A 24,923-nucleotide genomic window follows, 5' to 3' on the forward strand; every position below is an offset into this window, starting at 1 on the left:
GCTTCTTCATTTATTATTAGGCAAAAAAGTTCTGTTAGCAGTAACGCGGCGTTTAACCTGTTCCCAGTTCTGAGTAAAGATGTTAGATTCCCAACTTCTTTACTCAGCACTACTACCCCAGTCTCTAGTCTCTAGTCCCCATCAGTCTAACCAATTAATTTCTGCCAACTAGCAGGGCCGATAATTCCATCAGCATCTAAACCATTTTGCTTTTGAAAGTTTTTAACTACAACCTCTGTTTGCGGCCCGTAGACGCCATCATTCTCAACACCTAAACGGTATTGCAAGTATTTGACAACTGCATTACCAGCATGATTTGGTCTAAGTATTCGTTTTGCCAAAATTTGATTTATGGCACTCCATGTAGCTTCATTAGCAATTCCAGTTGACTGAACCCCAACAATAGTCTGAAATTTTTCTACAGCAGATTTGGTGTTAGCCCCTGTGAAGCCATCTTCCACTAATGTTTTACCATTTTTATCAGTTATTTTTAGTCGATTTAAGGCTTTTTGCAGTCTGAGAATCGTGGTATCTACATTATCTTCTTCATCTGGTACAGGGTTAACAGGAACACTTGGCACTTTACCAGTTAAGCCTTTGACAATTGCATTAGCCATTGCTTCAGGATTAAAAAGATTTATATCTTTTTGCGAATCAAGGAAGCAACATTCTATCAAGATAGCAGGCATATCTGTATTTTTCAGAACAAACAAGTGGGAACCACTCTTAACGCCACGATTAAAAAATCCTAACTTGATGATTTCATCTAATACAGGTTTAGCAATTTTTCTACCTGTATCGCTAGTTGCAAATACTTCTGTGCCATTAGCTTGCCCGTTAAAAGAGTTAAAATGAATCGAGACGTAAATATCTACTTTACTCGCATTAGCTGTAGAACATCTTTTTGAGAGTGATTCACGTACTGTACTAGCACTACTTGGTTTACATACTACGACTTCATTTCCTAAAGCTCTTAATTTGGTTATAACTCTATTACCGACATCTAAAGTTAAATTATCCTCGATTTTAATTCCTCTAGCTCCTGTATCTGGTGGACAATTGTGCCCGCTATCGATTCCGAATTTCATTATTTCATCCTCAAGTTAATTGTTTTTACACTAATTCAAAACTCTTCTAATTATATAGACAAAGTTTTGTTAATAACTTTGTGAAAATACTTGTTAGCAATGGCTGCATTATTTTCAGCATGACTATGCTATTAAACCAAATAAGTTTTTGTGCGAACCTGAGCAGTAACTTTGATTTGGTAAAATCCATTAATTACAAGCTATATTGTAACCAAAAACACAACTATTATAAATTATCAATATCGAGAATAACCAGTAAAATTTTGCAATAAATTGAAATCTAGTAATTGCCTCCATTATTTAGATAATAACGCTTTGTAAAACTGGAAAGCCATGACAAAAGTACTTAGTTAAGATGCCCAAATCCCGAAACCGAACGCACCCCCTGATGTGAACCTGGGTTTATAAGGCCGTAAACCCTTGACAGACTCTATCCTTGGCTTCTTGTTAACCCTGAGCAGCTTAACACATAATGTTTTACAGTATTAATGAATACGCGTTCGCCCCTGGTGTTGGCGGAGCCATCGCTTCTAGACACACCTGTACGAGATTTATCAAATAAACTGCTCAAGAAACGAGGCTCAATATGGGATCTTTAAATTTTGTGAAGCTACTGGAGAATTCCATCAATGAACCCGGCTTAGGGTGGACTCTTTGTTTCATAGGGGAAGATCAATCTAGCAAACTTGCAGAACTCACGCAAGAATTGAGAGGGGAATTTTCTGCAACAGGCGATGGAAAAGAGATTTTATCTGGTTTTTCCTATTGGGGAATCGGCCCAACCATCGCCTGGGATCGTGCTTGTAACGATCGCTTCTATCTTGTAATGAAAGAGAGTATAGAATCTTTTAGATATCGATGGCATCAAATTCATTTCAATAATATCAAAGATCGGCAATATCATTATGTAAGTTTAGGTGTCGGCACCGGTGAGAAAGACCAACACATTTTAAGTTTATTGTTCAACGTAAATCCCGATCTCCTCTACTTTCCAGTTGATATGAGTTCGGAAATGTTAAGGCTAGGTGTGCAACAGGCAACGAGAGGATCGCAATTGCAAGGTAGCCATGTATTGCCAATTCAAGTTGACTTCTCAATTGAGAGAAATGTTGACGAATTACGAAAACTACTAGATAGAGTTATCAATAACAGTCCTGTGCTATTTTCGCTCTTGGGGAACACATTAGCTAACTTTCAGCAAGATACAGAACTTTTGCAAACTATTTCTAAACTAATGCGACCTGAAGATAGACTACTCCTAGAAGTAGCGACCACCGAAGAATTAAGCGAAGAAGCAGCACAAAATGCTGCAAAAGAATACGCAAAAACTAAATCGTTTAAAGAGTTTGTCACCAGCGCGTTGCTGCAAAATACTGATTTACATATCGACTTAAATAGTGTGTTTTTTGAAGGTACTGTAGAAGCTGATAGAGGAATTTTAATAAAAATCCTGTATCGCAATCTAACTGAAAACAAAATTGAAGTAATGTTACCCGATCGCTCAGTAATGAATTTTGAAGACCAAGATACGATTCGTTTATATCTGAGTCGGAAATATGCTTCTAATGGCATTCAGAAAACTATATCAGACTGCAACCTGGTGCTTGTTGATAGGCTACACACAGTATTGGAACCGCGTTTAAAAAATGGATTTGGCATGGATTTAATCTTAATTGCCCCTGACTCTTCAGGAATTAACAAGAATCCTTCTGTAGCAAATGATATATGGTCTAAAAGGTAAGATGTGATATGAGTATGAAAAACCTAGTGAGTTTTATCACGTTTTTCCCTCTACTTCTGGGATTTATTTTAGCTGCCGTCTGGTGGACTAAAGATGAAAAAAATTTGGAACCAATACTAACAGGTCTGGGATTATTAGCCACAATTACCGGGATTTTTGGCGAACGATGGGCATCAGCTAACGAAAAGAGGATAGAATTTCTGCGTGCCTTACTGAATGAGTGCAGATCGAATGACGTAATTTTATCTGACGAACGATTTAATCCAAACTCACATAGACCAGGACGACCGATAGTTTTTCCGCGATTAATTATATCAGTGACGGAAACAGCGATCGCATCTAATGTGTTTGCAGAACGTCAAGATAGAGAGTTATTTTCGCTCATACATCAATGGCGACATACTGCCAATGAGTTTAACCGGAGATTAGATATTACCGAGTTGCGTACATTTACAAACTTGTCAGCACAAGAAATTCGTTTGCTATACGAAGCGCTACAGCAGTCAAAAGAGTTCAATGATGCACTGAATTTGACTCAACATATTACAACTTTTTTGCAATCAAAATATCCTAAAGGTAGTAGTGATAGTGAAGTCCTCATCCCTTCAAGGAACTACTGACCAAGCCCCGTTGGGGCAGGGTGTGGGGTGTGGGGTGTGGGGTGTGGGGGAAGATACAGCCCCAACAACCCAGGGGTCACAAGCCCCGTCTTTTCAAGACGATGGCATTGGTGGGGGTTCCAAGCCCCGACCAATGCTGTCGAACCTGCAACCCTACCCCCTACCCCCAACACCCTGTTGGTAACCGGAATCTGTGGATAGATATTTAATAATCAGCCTGAAAGCACGTTTAAAATTTAAGTAAAGAAATATTTCGTAGCTTACAGGCATGAAACGCATCGTCTTGGTTGCTGGGTTTGAATCATTCAACGCTGACTTGTACAGAAAAGCAGCCTTTTTGGCTAACTCTCGCTGTCCTGAGTTGGATATTCGGGTATTTAGCGATCGCGATCTTACAACCAAACGCGCCGAGGTAGAAACAGCACTCGATGGCGCTGATGTGTTTTTCGGTAGCCTACTATTTGATTATGACCAAGTTGTGTGGTTGCGCGATCGCATTTCTCAAATTCCCATCCGGCTAGTTTTCGAGTCAGCCTTGGAATTGATAAGTTTAACCAAGGTGGGTGACTTTGCCATTGGCGACAAACCCAAACGAATGCCCAAACCAGTTAAATTTATCCTCGACAAATTTAGCAATGGACGAGAAGAAGACAAACTCGCTGGTTACATCAGCTTCTTAAAAATTGGCCCCAAACTACTGAAATATGTCCCAGTGCAAAAAGTCCAAGACTTACGCAACTGGTTAATTATCTATGGTTACTGGAATGCAGGCGGTTCAGAAAACGTCGCTTCATTATTCTGGACACTGGCAGAAAAATACTTAGATTTAAAAGTTGGCGACATTCCCCCGCTAATTGAAACCCCCAATATCGGATTACTCCACCCCGATTATCAAGGGTTTTTTGAATCACCCCGCGAGTATTTGGAATGGTATAAAACCCATTGTAGAGACGCGATTCATCGCGTCTCTACAAAACCAGTTATCGGAATTCTCCTCTACCGCAAACACGTCATCACCAAACAACCCTACATTCCCCAACTAATTCGCAGTTTTGAATCAGCCGGTTTAACTCCTTTACCCATCTTCATCAACGGCGTAGAAGGACACGTGGCGGTACGAGATTTAATGACAACCGACTATGAAATTCAGCAACGACAACTAGGTAATATAGAAACTCCCTCATTATCAAGTGAAGCAGTAAAAGTGGATGCGATCGTTTCCACAATTGGCTTTCCTCTGGTGGGTGGCCCAGCTGGTTCAATGGAAGCTGGCCGTCAAATAGAAGTAGCAAAACGCATCCTCACTGCCAAGAATGTACCTTATATTGTTGCTGCACCACTATTAATTCAAGATATTTCCTCGTGGACGCGCCAAGGTATCGGCGGATTGCAAAGTGTCGTATTGTACGCATTACCAGAATTAGATGGCGCTATTGATACCGTTCCCCTTGGTGGTTTGGTGGGTGAAAATATTTATCTGGTTCCCGAAAGGGTGGAACGATTAATTGGTAGGGTAAAAACTTGGGTGGCTTTGCGACAAAAACCTGCATCGGAACGCAAAATTGCCATTATATTATATGGATTTCCACCAGGTTATGGTGCTGTGGGTACAGCTGCATTATTAAATGTGCCGCGTAGTTTGCTGAAGTTTCTCCACGCACTCAAAGAACAAGGTTATACCGTCGGAGATTTACCGGAAGATGGCGAAGAATTGATTCGCTGGGTGAAAGAGGCGGATGAAGCTAATCCTCTTGTGGGGCAGTCGTCTCGCCTGCCCCTAGATAATGGCGGGCAAGATGCCCACCCCACAAATACTCTCAATGTTCGCACTCTAGAAAAATGGTTGGGATATCTGCAAACTTCCCGCATCGAAAAACAATGGAAATCTCTCACGGGAACTGGTATTAAAACTTATGGTGAAGAATTCCAAATTGGCGGTGTGCAATTAGGCAATGTGTGGATAGGTGTACAACCACCTTTGGGGATACAAGGCGACCCGATGCGCTTAATGTTTGAACGAGATTTAACACCACATCCGCAATATGCTGCTTATTATAAATGGTTGCAAAATGAGTTTCAAGCTAATGCTATAGTTCACTTTGGAATGCATGGGACGGTGGAATGGTTGCCTGGTTCTCCGTTAGGTAATACTGGTTATTCTTGGTCGGATATTCTGTTAGGAAATTTGCCTAATCTATATATATATGCGGCGAATAATCCATCTGAATCGATGTTGGCAAAACGTCGCGGTTATGGTGTATTGATTTCTCATAATGTACCGCCTTATGGACGTGCAGGTTTGTATAAGGAATTGGTGGCGTTACGCGATTTGATTGCAGAGTATCGGGAAGATCCACAAAAGAATTATGTTTTGAAGGAAGGGATTTGTAAAAAAATTGTAGACTCTGGTTTAGATGCCGATTGTCCGTTTGCGGATGCGAAAAAGTTGGGACTTGCGTTTACTCCTGAGAATGTGCGGATGTTTAGCAATCATGCTTTTGATGATTATTTGGTGGAGTTGTATGAATATTTGCAAGTTTTAGAAAATCGATTGTTTTCTTCTGGGCTGCATACTTTAGGGGAAGCACCAAATGAAGAGGAATTGGCTTCTTATTTAGAGGCATATTTTGGGGAGGAGGAAGGAAAAAACGAAGAAAGAGAACAAGAGGAAAAACTAATAAAAGATTTGTTGATGCAATCTACGGATGAGTTGACGAATTTGTTAAGGGGGTTGAATGGCGAGTATATTCCGCCTGCGCCTGGTGGAGATTTGTTACGGGATGGGGCTGGTGTTTTGCCTACGGGGAGAAATATTCATGCTTTAGATCCTTATCGGATGCCTTCGCCTGCGGCGTATGAACGGGGACGAGAAATTGCTCAAAAAATTATCGCCCAGCATTTAGATGAACATGGGAAATATCCAGAAACGGTAGCGGTGATGTTATGGGGATTGGATGCGATTAAAACTAAGGGTGAATCTTTAGGGATTCTGTTGGAATTGGTGGGGGCTGAACCTGTTAAGGAAGGAACTGGTAGAGTTGTTCGTTATGAATTAAAGCCGTTGGCGGAGGTTGGACATCCCCGCATTGATGTGTTGGGTAATTTGTCTGGAATTTTCCGAGATAGTTTTGTAAATATCATCGAATTGCTGGATGATTTATTTCAACGGGCGGCTGATGCTGATGAAGCGGACGATCGCAATTTTATCAGGAAACACGCTTTAGCTTTAAAAGCCCAAGGTGTGGAAAATGCCTCGGCGAGATTGTTTTCTAATCCGGCGGGTGATTTTGGTTCTTTGGTGAACGATAGAGTAGTGGATGGTAACTGGGAATCTGGCGAGGAATTAGGCAATACTTGGCAAAGTCGCAACGTATTTAGCTACGGGAGAGAAGATAAAGGTCAAGCTAGACCAGAAGTTTTGAATACTTTGTTAAAAACTAGCGATCGCATTGTTCAAGAAATCGATTCGGTAGAATATGGTTTAACCGATATTCAAGAATATTACGCTAATACGGGCGGTTTGAAAAAGGCAGCAGAAAAACAAGGCGGTAAGAAGGTGACAACCAGCTTTGTAGAAAGTTTCTCGAAGGATACTACACCCCGCAAGTTAGATGATTTGCTCAGAATGGAGTACCGCACCAAGTTGGTAAATCCCAAATGGGCGCAAGCGATGGCGAATCAAGGTTCTGGTGGTGCTTTTGAAATTTCCCAACGGATGACGGCGTTGATTGGTTGGGGTGGTACTGCTGATTTTAGCGATGATTGGGTTTATGACCAAGCGGCTGATACTTATGCCTTAGATGCACAGATGGCAGAGAAGTTACGGAAGGCGAATCCTGAAGCTTTTCGCAATATTTTAGGCAGAATGTTAGAGGCGCATGGGCGGGGTTTCTGGGAAGCTGATGGTGATAAGTTAGATAAATTGCGCCAGTTATATGAGTTAACGGATGAAGAGTTGGAAGGTGTGACAGTTTAGAAGGTAGATGCGTTAAAAGTTCAAATAAAAATTATTGTAGAGACGGCGATTTATCGCGTCTTCACTTAACCGAACCGTATTGAAAGCGATGTCTACGACGGGCTACGCCTACGCTATTACGCTTGAAGCTGTAAAAATTTAAACCTTTGCAGCTAAGATTACTTCATGTATAACAAAGGCTTAAGTTTTTCTGGCAAATGTATAAGCCCTTCCTGGAAAGGCTTAATACTTTGCAACAAATATTCTTCCATGTATAAGAAAGGCTTAAGTTTTTCTGGCAAATATATAAGTCCTTCCTGCAATTGTTTAATGCTGTGCAACAAATGTTCTTCCATGTATAAGAAAGGCTTAAATCATTGCAGCAATTGTTGTAACGAAATTATGACTCTATTTAATACCGGAAATAGAATATAGTCTAAGTAAAATTAACTAATTTTTGAGAAATGTAATTGTAACTGATTTGCTATATTTTCCCATGACAATCATAAATATTTTGGTATAAAACAGTACTAATAACCTAGTGGCAGAGATGCATTATGGCACGTCGTAAAAGAAATTCCACCGCTTTAGAACGAGCCGATCGCCGGATTGAAAGTTTACAATCTATTAATATAAAACTTGACTTTGGTGAAGGATTGACTATACAAGCTTACACCACGACAATTAACGATCTCCGGTCTAAGCTTGCTGCCTACAACACTGCATTATCTACCATTGACAAACTTACAGATGACGTGAATAACGCCGAAAAGGCTGTAATAGCGATGTCAGAAAAAATGTTATTAGGAGTTGGCAGCCGTTACGGTAAAACCAGCCGAGAATACGAGATGGCGGGTGGTGCTAGACGAGGTAATACCAAGAAGAAGCAAAGCGTAGTAGGCAATTCTAAATTCACCAATTCTTTAGCAGCCGATTCTGTTCAGCTTTCTTCTACAAATGGATCTATGAATCGGGTGTAGGGTGCGATCGTCAGTTGAGTAAAATCCAATAGGGTTTAGTGTCAACTTAACTTAAGCTCAAACACTCAATTTACCCTGGTTTGAGATCCCCCAACCCCCTTAAAAAAGGGGCACTAGTTCCCCTCTTTTTAAGGCTAGGGTGTGTATACACAAGTCAAATTACCCCCCTTAATCCCCCCGATGCATTGGGGGGAGACTGGAAATTTAGTTCCCTCCCCTTTGCAAGGGGAGGGTTAGGGTGGGGTAAAACTGACGCGAAAAACCAAGTGAGTAAACTATTTCAGACTTGTGTATTTCTGCAACTGCTGCACAAACGCATCATGTTCCGGTGACTTCAACCCCGCTTGCACCACCTCCAAGACTCGTACCATCTGATTGTTTAACAGCGCCTCTACCGCTAACCACAAACCCGGAAACACCCCAGAGCGAATAATTCCATCTGCACCGGGAGATAGCAATCGATAGTCGCCGTCAATTAGGCAAAACCATTCAATTTTATTCTCGTAAGATTGCCAGATTACGTACTCCAACACTCCATTACGGCGATAAACCTGCTTTTTGCTGCCTGTATCAATGGCTGCACTACTTGCAGCAATTTCAACAATCAATTCGGGAGATCCTTCAATGTAACCATCGCGGCTCAAACGGGTTTGTCCGCCTGCGTCTGGTTCAATAAACAGGACTACATCTGGCTGGGGTTCATTGTCTAAATCTAGTCTGACTGTTGCGGCATTACTCAAGTCAACACCAGGAGTCAGTGATTGGTAGACACCTAACCAAGTTATCACCCGACTGTGGGGTTTGCCATGTTGCTCGTGTCTTACAGGAGATGCCACGTAAACAATTCCTTCAATCAGTTCTGCTTTCTTGATATGGGGTGCAGCCGCATAACGCCGTTCAAATTCAGGGCGAGTTAAGCGATCGCCACTTTCAAGCGGAGGCAGATGTTTCTGGTGTGGGTACTCTCTAACCATTTGCCAATCCTTGGAGTTGCCGGATATTTCTGACTTTAGCAAACCTCAGTTATCAGTTATAATTTTTTGATTTGCTGCTTTTCTCAAATTCCAAAAATTATAAAATGTAATGTTAATTGTCATCGTGTGTTCTACCGTAGGGCTATTTCGTTCTACACATAAACCGCCCAGAACTAAAGTTCCGGGCTAATAGCAGAAGTCGTCTAAAGACGACTAAAAGCTTTTATTAGTCGTCTTTAGACGACTTTTTCTATTAGCCTCAGAATTTATTCTGAGGCGGGCTGGATGAGAATGAAATAGCCCTGGTTCTACGTGCGATCGCTTACTCGCCCAAGTTAGGCATTGCCGACAATTAATGCTGCATAACAGATTCCAACTAGCTATCATTAGCTAAGTGGTATGCCAGATATATCGACGGCAATACCATTTAGTTAGCAGTCTTTCTTAACTGCTTACACTCGCACCCATAAAAATTAGTTCGATCCATTTTCTATTCCCTGCTCTCTATTGTGATACGCATTGGCTAAAAGTACTCTAAATAAGTACGGGGTGCAAAAAATATAAAAAATTCCTCAAGATTCAAGATTAAGGATAAGGCTATGGCAACCGAACAGTTAACTAGAGACAGCGACAATCTAGATTTAAATCAACTACTAAGAACGCTGAATGCTGTTAAACAGGGTGACTTTTCTGCTCGGATGCCCATAGACCATACTGGTGTAGCGGGGAAAATAGCTGATACGCTCAATGATATTATTGACCAGAATGAGCGGATGGCGGCCGAACTACAACGGATTGGTAACGTTGTTGGCAAAGAAGGAAAAATTGCTGAACGCGCCTCTCTCGGAGATGTTCGCGGTTCTTGGTTAGATTGTGTTACTTCTGTCAATACTCTAATTACAGATTTAGTTCAACCAACAGCTGAAACTACGCGGGTAATTCGCTCAGTTGCTAATGGTGACTTATCGCAAACGATCGCTACAGAAATTGAAGGCAGACCTCTGCAAGGTGAGTTTCTCCAAACTGCGAATATCGTTAACACGATGGTAGATCGTCTCGGTTCTTTTGCCTCGGAAGTAACGCGGGTGGCGCGTGAAGTCGGAACCGAAGGAAAATTAGGCGTTCAAGCCGAAGTGCAAGGTGTAGCTGGCACTTGGAAAGATTTGACTGATAACGTTAACTTGATGGCGGGTAATCTCACCGGACAAGTTCGCAACATTGCCGAAGTTGCCACGGCGATCGCCAATGGTGACTTATCCAAAAAAATCACTGTCAATGTTAAAGGCGAAATTCTGGAACTCAAAAACACCGTCAACACGATGGTGGATCAGCTTAATTCTTTTGCATCGGAAGTTACTAGAGTTGCCCGTGAAGTGGGAACTGAAGGGAAGTTGGGCGTACAAGCCGAGGTTAAAGGTGTTGCAGGAACTTGGAAAGATTTAACCGATAACGTTAACTTGATGGCAGGAAATTTAACTGCTCAAGTGCGTAACATTGCAGAAGTTACCACGGCGGTAGCAAATGGCGATTTATCCAAGAAAATTACTGTTGATGTCAAAGGCGAAATTTTAGAGTTGAAAAACACTGTCAACATCATGGTAGATCAACTCAATTCCTTTGCCAGTGAAGTTACTAGAGTTGCGCGTGAGGTGGGTGCAGAAGGAAAATTAGGCGGTCAAGCAGAAGTCCGCGGCGTAGCGGGTACGTGGAAAGACTTGACCGATAGTGTGAATTTCATGGCGGGAAGCTTGACGGCACAGGTGCGGAATATTGCAGAAGTCACAACGGCGGTAGCAAATGGCGACTTATCCAAGAAAATCACTGTGGATGTGAAAGGCGAAATTCTGGAACTCAAAAATACCATTAATACAATGGTGGATCAACTAAATTCCTTTGCATCAGAAGTGACACGAGTTGCGCGGGAAGTGGGAACTGAAGGGAAGTTGGGCGTACAAGCAGAAGTGCGGGGAGTTGCGGGGACTTGGAAAGATTTAACCGACAACGTTAACTTAATGGCGGGTAATCTCACCGGACAGGTGCGAAATATTGCCGAAGTTGCAACTGCGATCGCCAATGGCGATTTATCGAAAAAAATCACCGTCGATGTTAAAGGTGAAATTCTGGAACTCAAAAACACCATCAATATCATGGTAGATCAACTCAGTTCCTTTGCAAGTGAAGTAACACGGGTTGCGCGTGAGGTGGGAAGTGAAGGTAAATTGGGCGTGCAAGCCGATGTGCGCGGTGTCGCGGGCACTTGGAAAGATTTAACCGACAGCGTAAACTTCATGGCGGGAAGTTTAACGGCACAGGTGCGAAATATTGCCGAAGTAACTACGGCGGTTGCAACAGGCGATTTATCCAAGAAAATCACTGTGGATGTCAAAGGCGAAATTCTAGAACTCAAAAACACCATCAACACAATGGTGGATCAACTCAATTCCTTTGCATCAGAAGTAACGAGAGTTGCGCGTGAAGTGGGAAGCGAAGGGAAGTTGGGCGTGCAAGCAGAAGTACGCGGCGTAGCTGGAACTTGGAAAGATTTAACCGACAGCGTGAATTTCATGGCGGGAAGCTTAACGGCACAGGTGCGAAACATTGCTGAAGTAACTACGGCGGTTGCAACAGGCGACTTATCCAAGAAAATCACCGTTGATGTCAAAGGTGAAATTCTGGAGTTGAAAAATACCATTAATACAATGGTGGATCAACTCAGTTCTTTTGCAAGTGAAGTGACGCGAGTCGCCCGTGAGGTGGGAACTGAAGGTAAACTTGGCGTACAAGCAGAAGTGAAAGACGTTGCCGGAACTTGGAAAGATTTAACTGACAGCGTAAACTTCATGGCGGGAAGCTTGACGGCACAAGTGCGGAACATTGCCGAAGTGACAACTGCGATCGCTAATGGTGACTTATCCAAGAAAATTACTGTTGCCGTCAAAGGCGAAATTCTCGAACTCAAGAATACCATCAATATAATGGTGGATCAACTCAACTCCTTTGCCAGTGAAGTAACGCGGGTGGCGCGGGAAGTGGGAAGCGAAGGTAAATTAGGTGTGCAAGCAGATGTGCGCGGCGTCGCTGGTACTTGGAAAGATTTAACCGACAGCGTGAACTTCATGGCGGGAAGTTTAACGGCACAGGTGCGAAATATTGCTACAGTCACCACAGCGGTGGCAAATGGTGACTTATCCAAAAAAATCTCCGTTGATGTCAAAGGTGAAATTTTGGAACTCAAAAACACCATTAATACGATGGTGGATCAACTCAATTCCTTTGCCAGTGAAGTAACGCGGGTGGCGCGGGAGGTAGGAACCGAGGGTAAATTGGGCGTACAAGCAGAAGTTAAAGGAGTGGCAGGTACTTGGAAAGACTTGACCGAAAGTGTAAACTTCATGGCGGGAAGCTTGACGGCACAGGTGCGGAACATTGCCGAAGTTACCACGGCGGTAGCGAATGGCGACTTATCTAAGAAAATCACCGTTGATGTCAAAGGTGAAATCCAGGAGCTCAAAAACACCATCAACACAATGGTGGATCAACTAAATTCTTTTGCATCAGAAGTTACCAGAGTTGCCCGTGAGGTGGGAACCGAAGGTAAATTGGGCGTGCAAGCTTACGTCAGAGGAGTTGCAGGTACTTGGAAAGATTTAACAGACAACGTTAACTCGATGGCGGGGAACCTCACCGGACAAGTTCGCAACATCGCGGAAGTTACCAAGGCGGTAGCTAATGGCGACTTATCTAAGAAAATTACCGTCGATGCCAAAGGCGAAATTTTAGACTTGAAGAACACCACCAATACAATGGTGGATCAACTCAGTTCCTTTGCAAGTGAAGTAACGCGGGTAGCGCGGGAAGTGGGAACTGAAGGGAAGTTAGGCGGACAAGCGCAAGTCCAAGGTGTTGCAGGGACTTGGAAGGATTTAACAGATAACGTTAACTCGATGGCGGGTAATTTAACGGCACAAGTGCGCGGTATCGCCAGAGTCGTAACAGCAGTTGCTAACGGTGACTTGAAACGGAAGCTAATGTTAGATGCCAAAGGAGAAATTGAAACCTTGGCAGAGACAATCAACGAGATGATTGATACCCTAGCAACATTTGCCAATCAGGTAACTACAGTAGCGCGGGAAGTGGGAATCGAAGGGAAGTTAGGCGGACAAGCGAGAGTCCCTGGCGCGGCTGGAACTTGGAAAGATTTGACAGATAATGTGAACGAACTTGCTGCTACACTGACAACTCAGTTGCGAGCGATCGCCGAAGTTGCTACAGCTGTAACTAAAGGCGATTTAACTCGTTCAATTGCCGTCGAAGCATTAGGGGAAGTCGCAATCCTCAAAGACAACATCAACCAGATGATTGCTAATCTGCGCGAGACAACGCAGAAAAACACCGAACAAGATTGGTTGAAAACAAACTTAGCCAAGTTTACCCGAATGCTGCAAGGGCAGCGAGATTTGGAAACCGTATCGAAACTAATTCTCTCAGAACTAGCACCCTTAGTAGGAGCGCAACACGGCGTATTCTTTTTGATGGAGTCTGCTGAACATACACCCTATTTGAAACTAATCAGTAGCTACGCTTACCGCGAACGCAGACATCTAGCTAACCGCTTCCACTTGGGTGAAGGTTTGGTGGGACAATGCGCTTTAGAAAAAGAGCGAATACTGCTAACGGATGTACCCAGTGATTATGTCAGAATTGCCTCTGGTTTAGGAGAAGCCACGCCCCTGAATGCCGTGGTGTTACCTGTACTTTTTGAAGGACAAGTGACAGCAGTCATCGAATTAGCATCCTTCCGCCGCTTTAGCGAAATTCATCTGACATTCTTCGACCAGCTTACCGAAAGTATAGCGATCGTCCTCAACACGATCGCCGCATCGATGCGAACTGAAGAATTACTCAAGCAATCGCAATCTTTGGCTGAAGAACTCCAAACCCAGCAAAGCGAACTCAGGGAAACTAACAAGCGCTTAGAACAACAAGCACAATCACTCAAAACTTCAGAAGATTTACTCAGAGGACAGCAGGAGGAATTACAACAAACTAACGCCGAATTAGAAGAAAAGGCAGAGTTGTTGGCGATGCAGAAGAAAGAAGTCGAGCGCAAAAATCGAGAAATCGAACAAGCAAGAATGTCTTTAGAAGACAAGGCTGAACAACTCGCCCTTTCTTCAAAATACAAATCAGAATTTCTCGCCAATATGTCCCACGAACTGCGGACACCGTTGAACAGCTTGTTGATTTTGGCGAAATTGTTGTCAGATAACATCGATCGCAACCTTACCGCCAAACAAGTCGAATACAGCCAAACAATTTACTCAGCCGGTACCGATTTGCTGGCATTAATCAATGACATTCTGGATCTCGCCAAAATTGAATCTGGAACTATGTCGATTGACATAACTCAAATGCCATTGACAGAATTGGGCGATCAGATTGAGCGCACCTTCCGACAAATTGCTCAGAGCAAAGGACTTGGTTTCGCAATTGAATTGGCTCCCGAATTGCCCACGACCATCTATACAGATGTCAAACGCTTACAACAGGTCTTAAAAAATCTCCTCTCCAATGCTTTTAAATTTACAGAAAAAGGAGAAGTACGCTTACAGATTGCGGTGGCGAAACAGGGATGGAGCAAAGACCAAGAAAGTTTGAATCGCGCCCAAAATGTCATCGCCTTCTCAGTCAGCGATACAGGCATTGGCATTGCTCCCGACAAGCAAAAAGTTATTTTCGAGGCATTTCAGCAAGCCGATGGCTCTACCAGTCGGAGATACGGCGGTACCGGATTGGGCTTATCAATTAGCCGTGAAATCGCCCGTCTCTTTGGCGGCGAAATTAAACTAATCAGTCAACCCGGCCAAGGCAGCACCTTTACATTCTACTTCCCCCAATTGAGTCCAGAGTTCCGAGTTCCGAGTCCTGAGCCAACATCAACTCAATCCAGCACAGACGCGATTAATCGCGTCTCTACCCACTCCTCACTCCTCACTACTTCGGCTCCTTTCGACTTCGCTCAAGGCAAGTCGCTCAGTACAAGTCCTCACTTACCACTGATTAATGACGATCGCAGTACTATCGGCGTAGGCGATCGCGTGTTACTAATTGTTGAAGATGACATTAATTTTGCGCGTATCCTGCTAGAGATGGCGCAACAGCAAGGATTCAAGGCGATCGCTGCCCAAACAGGCACTACAGGTTTGATGCTAGCGCAGCAATTCTTACCTTCAGCCATTTTGCTAGATATCAGGTTGCCAGAAATGGATGGTTGGACTGTATTAGATCGTCTCAAGCATGACCCAAATACCCGCCACATTCCTGTACATATCATGACCGTTGAGGAAGGAAGACAACGCGGTTTGCAATTAGGTGCGATCGCATATCTGCAAAAGCCTTTAACCAGCGAGACAATATCCGAGGCGTTGACCAAAATTAAAGGTTTTGTGGAGCGCCAAGTGAAAAATTTGCTAGTAGTCGAAGACGACGACACTCAACGGCTGAGTATTGTTGAGTTGATTGGTAACAGCGATGTTTCGACCACAGCAGTGGGCACTGGTGCAGCAGCTTTAGAAGCTATTCGCGCCCAGCATTTTGATTGCCTGGTTCTCGATTTAGGGCTACCCGATATGACTGGGTTTGAACTGATCGAGCAGATAAAGCTTTTACCTCACGGTAAAACTTTACCAATTATTGTCTACACAGGTAGAGAAATTAGCAAAGCTCAAGAAACGGAACTCAGACGAATTGCCGAAACAATCATCATTAAAGATGTGCGATCGCCCGAACGTCTCCTCGATGAAACAGCATTATTTTTACACCGAGTCCAAGCAAATTTACCAGCACCCAAACGAGAAATACTCGAACAACTGCATTCTATAGACTACTTACTCGCTGGCAAAAAAGCGCTAATTGTAGACGACGATATGCGGAATATCTTTGCGCTGACAAGTATGCTGGAGCGTTATCAAATCCAGGTTTTATATGCTGAAAACGGCAGAGAGGGGATTACTCTGTTGGAAACTACACCAGATATTGATGTTGTTTTGATGGACGTAATGATGCCAGAAATGGACGGTTACGAAACAACACGCTTAATCCGCCAAAACGAGCAATTTAAATCTTTGCCGATTATTGCACTGACCGCTAAAGCCATGCAAGGCGATCGCGAGAAGTGTATTGAAGCGGGCGCATCAGATTACATCACCAAACCCGTAGATACTGAACAATTGCTGTCGCTATTGCGTGTTTGGCTATATCGTTAACGGAATAACTAAGCTACAATTCAAGCAGAGTAAGCATTTCCCGCTCAGAGACTCCCCATGTTTGATAACCTGCAAACCCAAATTTACCAACTAGAACAATTTGCCAACAGCCTTGTTTCTAACCAACTGACACACCTTAGCGGGGTAAGCGTTGGCATCATCTTTGTTGCTGGCTTGCTTACCAGTCTTACACCCTGTATGCTTTCGATGCTGCCAATTACCATTGGTTACATTGGTGGTTATGAAGCTAAAAGCCGCTTGCAAGCAGCTGCCCAATCAACTTGGTTTGCTTTAGGTTTAGCAACTACACTAGCAGGGCTAGGTATTATAGCAGGTTTAGTTGGAAAAGTCTACGGTCAAGTGGGAATTGGTTTGCCGATTATCGTCAGCATTATCGCCATTCTCATGGGACTGAACTTATTAGAAGCACTGCCTCTACAATTTCCATCCTTGAATGAAACCAATTGGATTTCGCCAGATTTGCCAGCAGGATTGCGTTCTTATTTGCTGGGGCTGACTTTCGGTTTAGTCGCATCTCCTTGTAGCACGCCTGTTTTAGCGAGCTTGTTAAGTTGGATTGCTAGTACACAAGACTTAATTTTAGGCGCTGTTTTGTTACTTTCTTATACAGCCGGTTATGTGGCACCGTTGATTTTGGCGGGTACTTTTACAGCTTCAATTAAAAAATTACTAGAATTGCGTCGCTGGTCTGGCTGGATTAACCCAGTTAGTGGGGCACTATTGGTAGGATTCGGTGTATTTTCCTTAATTTCTCGGATTCCCCTTGGCAGTTTTTAATATCAATACGTTGTATTAGATTTTATACCTAATGACTTTAGAAGATTCAGCGTCCAAAGAAATAAAATGGTGGGCATTACCTGGGCAGTTCTTACGCCAAGAACTTTTGCCCGTACTGACTAACTTAAAATTAGCGATCGCACTACTGCTATTGATTGCCATCTTTAGCTCTACTGGTACTGTCATTGAGCAAGGTCAGTCACCCGCATTTTACCAAGCCAATTACCCAGAACATCCAGCTTTATTTGGTTTCTTAACTTGGAAAGTAATTCAAGTAGTTGGATTAGACCACGTATATCGTACCTGGTGGTTTCTGGCATTACTGATCTTATTTGGCACAAGTTTAACTGCTTGTTCATTTACCCGTCAGTTACCAGCCTTAAAAGCTGCCCAGCGCTGGAAATATTACGAAGAACCACGACAATTTCAAAAATTAGCTTTAAGTGCAGAACTAGATACTGCTTCTCTAAATTCCCTCAGCGAAATCTTACAAAAACACCGCTATAAAATTTTTCCAAATCAAGAAAAAGCAAATCTTCTTTACGCCCGCAAAGGAATAGTCGGACGCATCGGCCCAATTATTGTTCATATTGGGATCGTTGCTATTTTGCTAGGGGGAATTTGGGGGGCGATGACTGGGTTTTTGGCTCAGGAAATGGTTGCCAGTGGCGATACATTTCAAGTGACAAATATTGTCGATGCTGGGCCTTTAGCCGCAGCGCAAGTCCCGAAAGATTGGTCTGTGCGCGTCAATCGTTTTTGGATTGACTACACACCATCTGGCGGCATCGATCAATTTTATTCCGATATGTCTGTCTTGAATAATCAGGGAGAGGAAGTTGACCATAAGAAGATTTTTGTCAACGAGCCTCTGCGCTATCATGGCGTAACTTTCTATCAAACTGATTGGGGAATTGCAGGTGTTCGCGTCCAATTTAACAACAGCCCGATTTTTCAGTTGCCGATGGCGCAATTGAACACCAACGGTAACGGACGCATTTGGGGAACCTGGGTTCCGACTAAACCAGATTTGAGCGAGGGTGTCTCTTTATTAGCGAAAGACTTGCAAGGGATGGTATTAATTTATGATGCCACTGGCAAACTTGTTGATACAGTTCGCGCGGGGATGTTCACCGAAGTTAATGGCGTGAAGCTGAAAATTCTAGATGTAATTGGTAGCACTGGCTTACAAATTAAAGCCGATCCAGGCATCCCAATTGTTTACACAGGGTTTGGCTTACTCATGCTGGGTGTGGTAATGAGTTACTTTTCCCACTCACAAATTTGGGCATTGCAAAAAGGCGATCGCTTATATATTGGTGGCAAAACTAATCGCGCCCAAGTTGCTTTTGAACAAGAAGTTTTAGAGATTTTAGATCGGCTGAGTTCACAGGCAAAAGGTGAAGAGAAAGAGGCAGCGATTGAAGTTTAAACACAAAAAGGCGCATTCGCATTAGCGTTCGCGCAGCGTCTCGTAGAGAAGCGGTAGCGAGGTTAGGAGCGTCAGCGTCTCGCACAGAAGGAAATCGCAGAGGAACGCAGACGCAGAAGATTACTTTGCGTACCTTTGCGTTAACCTCCGCGTCCCTTTGCGTTTCAAAATTATTTACAACTAATTACACCCACACGCCTACAAACATTGAAATTACTAGAGGTATTTATTAAACATTGGAACAAAAAATTTCTATGTCTGCCAAACTTCAATCTCAGGGACGGGTTTGCCTTCTACCTTTAATCGTTATCTTGTTGAGTATTGCTTCTTGCGCTGCCGAGCAAAAAAACATCAAGCGTGTTTCCCTTGTTGGTACTGGGGCAAGTTTTCCCGCACCTTTGTACGAGCGTTGGCTTTCAGATTACAACCAGCAAAATCCCAATATAGAAATTAACTATCAAGCTATCGGAAGCAGTGCTGGAGTGCAACAGCTCATCGACGGTACTGTAGATTTTGCAGCTAGTGATGTGGGAATTACAAGGGAACAAGCAGCCAAGGTAAAACGGGGAGTCATAGCTTTGCCAATAACTGCCGGTTCTATTGTGCTAGCTTATAACCTCACACCATCTATAGGGCAGTCGCCTCAAGTCAATGTGCCACCCACTCTCAGGCTACCACGCCAAGTTTACGTAGATATCTTTCTCGGAAAAATTAAGAATTGGAATCATCCTAGAATAGGTGCAGCTAATCCAGGTGTAAGTTTGCCCGATTTACCAATTCAAGTTGTAAACCGAACTGATGGTAGTGGAACTACAAGCGTATTTACGCAACACCTAAGCGCCATCAGCCCAGAATGGAAAAGCAAAATTGGGGCTGGTAAATCTGTAGCATGGCGAATAGGAATTGGTGGAAAGGGTAACGAAGGTGTTACCGCCCTGATTCAACAAATACCAGGAGCTATTGGCTATGTAGAATACATTTACGCCAAACAAAATAAGCTTCCTGTGGCTGCTTTAGAAAATAAATCTGGTAATTATATTACGCCGACACCAGAATCTGTAGCACAAACTTTAGAGGCAGTAAAATTACCAGGTGATAATTTGATTGCTTTTATCACCGATCCTACAGGTACCCAGTCTTATCCCATCGTCACTTACAGCTGGCTTTTAACTTATCACCAATATCCAAACCGAGTTAAAGCTCAAGCACTGAAAAACTTTGTAAATTGGGCTGTGATTGACGGGCAAAAATCCAGTTTGGAACTTGGATATATTCCTTTATCAAAAAAAGTTGTGCTGCAAGTGCAATCTGCCGTCAAGAAAATTGCTGAATAAATATAGCAGTTCTCCTGTGGATGCAACATAGACTAAATGGTTGAAAAAGAGGCAAGGGAGCAGGGAGCAGGGGAGATAGTTCAGATATTGCGTTTAGTTATAAACTTTGTAAAGAATAAGAAATTTTTTAGCAACCCAATAATCATTGCAGTTTTATTATGAAATAGGAAACAGCTAATAACTTTATTCCTAGTTGACTGAAGTTTAGTGCTGTTATTTGGTGGAGGGTGCAATGTCCGGTGATTTGGATTTTGCTCTTTAGAGTGCTTTGGCTAGGAATTGTGCACTTGCTCAATTAACTTTAGATAGCGGTTTTTCCAATATTTTTAAGCTTCTAACTTAATAGAAGTAACTGCCAGACCCTGACCAAATAGTACTTTTTTGATTGATATTCCCATTATTATCTGGAGGCTATTGCTATGTTCAATGAACAAGCTTACTTGCTAGCATACCCTGATGTAGCGGCGGCTGTTAATGCTGGCTCTTTTAGCTCAGGATTACAACAGTATGAACAGTTTGGACAATTTGAGAACGATCGCTTTGGCTTTTTTTTTGGAACCAACGGGAATGACACCGTAACTGGCTTTGGTGAAGGTAACAAACTCATTGCTGGACTTGGTTTTGACGTTTTATCAAATGGAGCAACAGTTGCAGGAGTCGGTCAGATCGATACCCTAATTGGCACCCAAGCACAAGATGTATTCCTCCTTGGCCATCCTACATTGTCTTCATTAACCTCCACGCCTCAACAATTTTACGTTGGTGGCGGTAATACAGATTATGCTCTAATCCAGAACTTTGAGCCAGGCATTGACAAGATTGTGCTAGAAGGAGCAGCACAGAACTACACGACTCAAGTAATAAACGGAAGTTTAAACATCTCTACATTATCGGGGGACTTAGTTGGTATTGTGGAGGGGGTTACTTTTTTAAGACAGGTTCCGGGTGATTTTATTGACATTACACAATTCAACATTCCATTTAATGCTATTGGACAGTTTTCTGTTTTTTTGTAATGCAATGTACGACTTCCTTTGCGACGAGATTGTCAAACTGTAACAGTTTTTGAGTATTACAATGCTCTTCGCTTCCTCCAATACCGAAGCAAAGCCAGCTTAACACAACAAGGTTGGGCGGCGTGTGCCTAATCGCAGAATGACTTCCAGGATGGAGTAACACGAACCATCGCATCACGATTATTCGTAACATATCATGAGTAATTCAGCAGTGTTAGCTCCTCATTTATCCTTAGTGCTAATCATCTGTAGTTCACTAAGTGTTGTTGCTTTATGGAGTTAAGTTTACTGAATGTTTATTAGCTGGAAAGATTGGAACTGGTTGTTGGCGTTAGGGAGTTTGTTAATTATTGATGGTGCAATCTCAGCCTCTATCAATTGTGCTCTTGCCCAACCCATAGCTGATGATACCTTAGCTAAAAATTCTATTGTTAAACCTAGTATCATTCCGTTAAACAAAGATGTATCTAGTATCCTGATCGATGGTGGAGTCACTAGAGGAGCTAATCTTTTGCATAGTTTTAAGGAATTTAATATTGGAGAAAAAGAAGGAGTCTATTTCATTAATCCTATCGGCATTAAGAACATTTTGAGTCGAGTTACAGGAGATAAAGGCTCTGAAATTCTAGGAACTCTGGGAGTATTGGGCAATGCTAACCTGTTTTTGATTAATCCCAATGGGATCATCTTTGGGCCAAATGCCAGCCTGAGTCTCAACGGTTCGTTTGTAGGAACAACAGCAAATGCCATCGGGTTGGCTAATGGTGACATTTTCAGTGCAAATCCGGTTAAAAACCTGCCAACCGGACTGTTGAATGTAAATCCTTCTGCATTTTTTTTCAATCAAATTGCTGCCCCAATTCAAAATAACTCAGCTAACCTAAAGGTCAAAAATAATCGTAGTTTGCTGCTAATGGGTGGCAACGTGAGAATAGATGGTGGCTCATTGAATGCCTTTGGTGGGCGAGTGGAGTTAGGAGGATTAGCACAAGAGGGGACAGTTGATCTCAATATCAGTGATGATAATTTCAGCTTAAATTTTCCGGCTAACATAGCGCCAGCAGATGTGTCGCTCACCAATGGCGCTGAAGTTAATGTCGCCTCTAACGGTGGCGGTAGTATTGCTATCCACGCTCAGAATATAGATATTTTAGACAGAAGTAGCCTGCGTGCTGGCATCAGCCTACTTGCAGGTATCGATGACGCTCAAGCAGGAGATATTATGCTTAGTGCAAAAGGAGCATTAACGGTAAAAAATAGCTTTGTTTACAATGCTGTTTTTGATAGGGGGAATGGCGGTGATTTACTTGTTGACACAGGAAAATTGATTATTCAAGATGGAATAGTAGCGACTGCTACTACTTCTAGTGGTAGTGCTGGGGATCTAGTTGTGAAAGCCTCTAACTCAATAGAACTAACTGGCAGTTCCTCATCAAACGGTACAATTGACATCAATGTTCCGATTAATTCCGCCGATAATTCTTCCAATTTTCCTGTTCCAATTGGCTTGTTTTCCGCTTCCTTGGATGTCAAGAATCTTCTTGCCCAGAATCTTCGTAATGCTCCTCCTTATTTAAAAAATTTTATAATTTCTTCTCTACCTACTGCAAGTGGAAATGCCGGAAACCTGACCATTGAAACTGGGCGGTTAATTGTCTCTAATGGGGCAGTAATATCGGCAGGGAGTACTACCCCAGGGCGAGCCGGAAATTTATTCGTGAACGCAAAAGACTCTATAGAACTTAGTGGCACCTCAGCTAATGATGCTTCTCAAGGACTAGGACTGTTCACCATAGGCAGTAGAGTTCCCAGTGGATTGCGTAATGAAACTACAGGTTTGGGGCAAGGAGGCGACTTGACTATTGATACTGAAAGATTAATTGTCCGTGATGGGGCTTGGGTGACAGCAGGTACTGGTGGAGAGAAGCCAGGAGGAAAATTAACTGTGAATGCTTCAAAGTTAGTAGAAATAAAAGGCATCGGCAGAGACAATAATGTTCCTAGCGTCTTAGCTAGTGGAACACAGGGATCTGGAAAATCAGGCGGCATGGCTATTACTACTAAAAAGTTAATAGTCAGTGATGGGGGAATCATATCATCGGGTACTTCTAGCTTGGGAAAAGGCGGAGATTTAACTATCAACGCCTCCGAATCTGTAGAACTCCTCGGCACCTCAAAGCAAGGAGTGTCCGCCGATGTCTTAGAGCAACTAATTGGAATTAGTGGAGGCTTAGTCTCTAACGTCGTAAAGGATCGTCCGTTTCCTAGTGGTATAATTACAGGGACTACAGGTCAAGGAAATGCTGGAAACTTGGTAATTAAGACTGGACAGTTGTTTATCCAAGATGGGGCACAAGCATCAGTTTCAACAACCAGTGTAGAGAAAGGGAATGCGGGTTCCTTGACTGTTAATGCCACTTCTATAAAACTGAGTGGAACTTCACGTGAAGGCTCCAACCTCAACGATGTTGTGGGTCGGAGCCTGTTAACGACTGCTACCAGCAAAGACTCAACAGGAAAAGGCGGCGATATTAATTTATACACCAATTCCTTAGAAATCATCGATGGTGCTGCACTGACAGCTAGTACTTCAGGGCAAGGAGATGCAGGTAAAATAACTGTCAATGCTACTGATAAAGTAATAATTAGTGGTAGTGACTTTAATTATGATGACCTAGTTAATAACTTTAGCGATCGGGTAGAAAATATCGGCGTTAGCAGTGGCTTATTTGTCAGTTCTACTGGTTCAGGAACCGCAGGCGACATCGAAATCAACTCACCTAAAATTATTTTAGACAACCAAGGTAAACTCAACGCCGAATCTGCATCCGGTAACGGTGGTAACATCAACATCAATAGCGACTTACTTTTACTCCGTCGCAACAGTCAAATCTCCACCAACGCAGGTACAGACAAATTAGGTGGCAATGGCGGTAACATCATTATCAATAACCTCCCAAATTACCGAGGCTTTATCGTTGCAGTTCCCAACGAAAATAGCGATATCACTGCCAACGCCTTTGAGGGTAGCGGCGGGAAAGTTATTATCAACTCTGCTGGCATCTTTGGGCTACAGCCGCGCAGTCGGCAAGAGCTTGAGCAGCAGTTGCAAACAACCGACCCGAACAAGCTAAATCCTAGTCAGTTGCTAACAAGTGACATCACTGCCATCTCCCAAAGCCAGCCTTCCTTAAATGGTGAGATAAATCTCAACACACCTGATACTGACCCTAGTCGCGGCTTAATTCAACTACCCTCTAACCTCGTCGATGCATCCCAACAAATCGCTCAAGGCTGCACTCCCAGAGGACGACAAACCGCCAGTCGTTTTCTTGCCACAGGACGCGGTGGATTACCCCTTAGCCCCAACGAGCCTCTGCGGGGACGAGCAGTAATTACTGGTTGGGTAGATTTGCCCCCACAAGCAACACAGAGAGTCACGGATAAATTATCTACATCTGTTACTAAATCTACTAATCAGATTGTGGAGGCTCAAGGATGGATTGTTGATGGTAAAGGTGATGTTATTCTTGTGGCTCAATATCCCCAAAGTTCTTCTATTCCCTCTCCTATGTCTTGTAGTCGATGATTCATTATCCCAAGAGTAGGGGGAACAATTCCTATGAAACCTAAGAGTCATAAAAGTAATAAGTGGCCAAGAATGTGTAATATCATGTCCGGTAAATCACTTACGATTAAGCTCCGATGTTAATCCACCAA

At 43.0% G+C, this 24,923-nt stretch carries 12 protein-coding genes; 10 read left to right on the forward strand and 2 right to left on the reverse strand.

What is annotated here, in order from left to right; translation table 11 throughout:
* Positions 1 to 146 precede the first annotated feature (146 nt).
* Positions 147 to 1,088 (reverse strand): N-acetylmuramoyl-L-alanine amidase, encoded by a 942-nt coding sequence (locus RMZ95_RS22040; RefSeq protein ID WP_322683090.1) that lies wholly within the window; start codon positions 1,086 to 1,088, stop codon positions 147 to 149.
* Positions 1,089 to 1,674: 586 nt separating this feature from the next.
* On the opposite strand from RMZ95_RS22040, the gene RMZ95_RS22045 reads away from it, so the two are divergent.
* The 4 genes from RMZ95_RS22045 to RMZ95_RS22060 all read left to right on the forward strand — a co-directional run bounded on the left by RMZ95_RS22045 (position 1,675) and on the right by RMZ95_RS22060 (position 8,384).
* The gene (locus tag RMZ95_RS22045) at positions 1,675 to 2,829 is read left to right on the forward strand and encodes an L-histidine N(alpha)-methyltransferase (RefSeq protein ID WP_322683089.1); all 1,155 of its coding nucleotides are present in this window, start codon (positions 1,675 to 1,677) and stop codon (positions 2,827 to 2,829) included.
* Between the two features lie 8 nt (positions 2,830 to 2,837).
* Complete coding sequence (locus tag RMZ95_RS22050; protein ID WP_322675507.1) at positions 2,838 to 3,449, forward strand: hypothetical protein; 612 nt, start codon at positions 2,838 to 2,840, stop codon at positions 3,447 to 3,449.
* A 268-nt stretch (positions 3,450 to 3,717) separates the two neighbouring features.
* Positions 3,718 to 7,425 (forward strand): magnesium chelatase subunit H, encoded by a 3,708-nt coding sequence (bchH, locus tag RMZ95_RS22055; protein WP_322683088.1) that lies wholly within the window; start codon positions 3,718 to 3,720, stop codon positions 7,423 to 7,425.
* Between the two features lie 536 nt (positions 7,426 to 7,961).
* Positions 7,962 to 8,384, forward strand: a complete 423-nt coding sequence (locus RMZ95_RS22060) for a hypothetical protein (protein WP_322683087.1) — start codon at positions 7,962 to 7,964, stop codon at positions 8,382 to 8,384.
* A 275-nt stretch (positions 8,385 to 8,659) separates the two neighbouring features.
* Here RMZ95_RS22060 and RMZ95_RS22065 read toward each other — a convergent pair whose 3' ends face one another.
* Positions 8,660 to 9,358 carry a Uma2 family endonuclease gene (locus RMZ95_RS22065; RefSeq protein WP_322683086.1) on the reverse strand — a complete coding sequence of 233 codons (699 nt, stop codon included), beginning with the start codon at positions 9,356 to 9,358 and terminating at the stop codon, positions 8,660 to 8,662.
* 599 nt (positions 9,359 to 9,957) lie between these two features.
* Here RMZ95_RS22065 and RMZ95_RS22070 point away from each other — a divergent pair.
* The 6 genes from RMZ95_RS22070 to RMZ95_RS22095 all read left to right on the forward strand — a co-directional run bounded on the left by RMZ95_RS22070 (position 9,958) and on the right by RMZ95_RS22095 (position 24,792).
* Positions 9,958 to 16,623, forward strand: coding sequence for a HAMP domain-containing protein (locus RMZ95_RS22070; RefSeq protein ID WP_322683085.1), 6,666 nt, complete (start codon positions 9,958 to 9,960; stop codon positions 16,621 to 16,623).
* A gap of 57 nt (positions 16,624 to 16,680) precedes the next feature.
* Positions 16,681 to 17,421, forward strand: coding sequence for a cytochrome c biogenesis protein CcdA (locus RMZ95_RS22075; RefSeq protein ID WP_322674274.1), 741 nt, complete (start codon positions 16,681 to 16,683; stop codon positions 17,419 to 17,421).
* Between the two features lie 31 nt (positions 17,422 to 17,452).
* A complete protein-coding gene (locus tag RMZ95_RS22080; RefSeq protein ID WP_322683084.1) occupies positions 17,453 to 18,853 on the forward strand; it encodes a cytochrome c biogenesis protein in 1,401 nt (466 codons plus the stop codon).
* A 254-nt stretch (positions 18,854 to 19,107) separates the two neighbouring features.
* A complete protein-coding gene (gene pstS / locus RMZ95_RS22085) occupies positions 19,108 to 20,187 on the forward strand; it encodes a phosphate ABC transporter substrate-binding protein PstS (protein WP_322683083.1) in 1,080 nt (359 codons plus the stop codon).
* A gap of 419 nt (positions 20,188 to 20,606) precedes the next feature.
* Entirely contained in the window at positions 20,607 to 21,203 is a 597-nt protein-coding gene (locus tag RMZ95_RS22090) for a hypothetical protein (protein WP_322683082.1), read from the forward strand.
* A 292-nt stretch (positions 21,204 to 21,495) separates the two neighbouring features.
* Positions 21,496 to 24,792: a filamentous hemagglutinin N-terminal domain-containing protein gene (locus tag RMZ95_RS22095; protein WP_322683081.1), complete on the forward strand. Its 3,297-nt coding sequence runs from the start codon at positions 21,496 to 21,498 to the stop codon at positions 24,790 to 24,792.
* The last annotated feature ends 131 nt before the right edge of the window (positions 24,793 to 24,923 follow it).

Origin of the sequence: Nostoc sp. DedQUE07 (genome assembly GCF_034530975.2) — a bacterium.
Taxonomy (GTDB): Bacteria; Cyanobacteriota; Cyanobacteriia; order Cyanobacteriales; family Nostocaceae; genus Nostoc.

What these genes read in the sequence shown, in the direction of transcription:
- RMZ95_RS22080 (WP_322683084.1), top strand. Translation starts at nt 17,453, where the DNA reads ATGACTTTAGAAGATTCAGCGTCCAAAGAAATAAAATGGTGGGCATTA.
- bchH (WP_322683088.1), top strand. Translation starts at nt 3,718, where the DNA reads ATGAAACGCATCGTCTTGGTTGCTGGGTTTGAATCATTCAACGCTGAC.
- RMZ95_RS22045 (WP_322683089.1), top strand. Translation starts at nt 1,675, where the DNA reads ATGGGATCTTTAAATTTTGTGAAGCTACTGGAGAATTCCATCAATGAA.
- RMZ95_RS22070 (WP_322683085.1), top strand. Translation starts at nt 9,958, where the DNA reads ATGGCAACCGAACAGTTAACTAGAGACAGCGACAATCTAGATTTAAAT.
- pstS (WP_322683083.1), top strand. Translation starts at nt 19,108, where the DNA reads ATGTCTGCCAAACTTCAATCTCAGGGACGGGTTTGCCTTCTACCTTTA.
- RMZ95_RS22090 (WP_322683082.1), top strand. Translation starts at nt 20,607, where the DNA reads ATGTTCAATGAACAAGCTTACTTGCTAGCATACCCTGATGTAGCGGCG.
- RMZ95_RS22050 (WP_322675507.1), top strand. Translation starts at nt 2,838, where the DNA reads ATGAGTATGAAAAACCTAGTGAGTTTTATCACGTTTTTCCCTCTACTT.
- RMZ95_RS22075 (WP_322674274.1), top strand. Translation starts at nt 16,681, where the DNA reads ATGTTTGATAACCTGCAAACCCAAATTTACCAACTAGAACAATTTGCC.
- RMZ95_RS22060 (WP_322683087.1), top strand. Translation starts at nt 7,962, where the DNA reads ATGGCACGTCGTAAAAGAAATTCCACCGCTTTAGAACGAGCCGATCGC.
- RMZ95_RS22040 (WP_322683090.1), bottom strand. Translation starts at nt 1,088, where the DNA reads ATGAAATTCGGAATCGATAGCGGGCACAATTGTCCACCAGATACAGGA.
- RMZ95_RS22065 (WP_322683086.1), bottom strand. Translation starts at nt 9,358, where the DNA reads ATGGTTAGAGAGTACCCACACCAGAAACATCTGCCTCCGCTTGAAAGT.
- RMZ95_RS22095 (WP_322683081.1), top strand. Translation starts at nt 21,496, where the DNA reads ATGTTTATTAGCTGGAAAGATTGGAACTGGTTGTTGGCGTTAGGGAGT.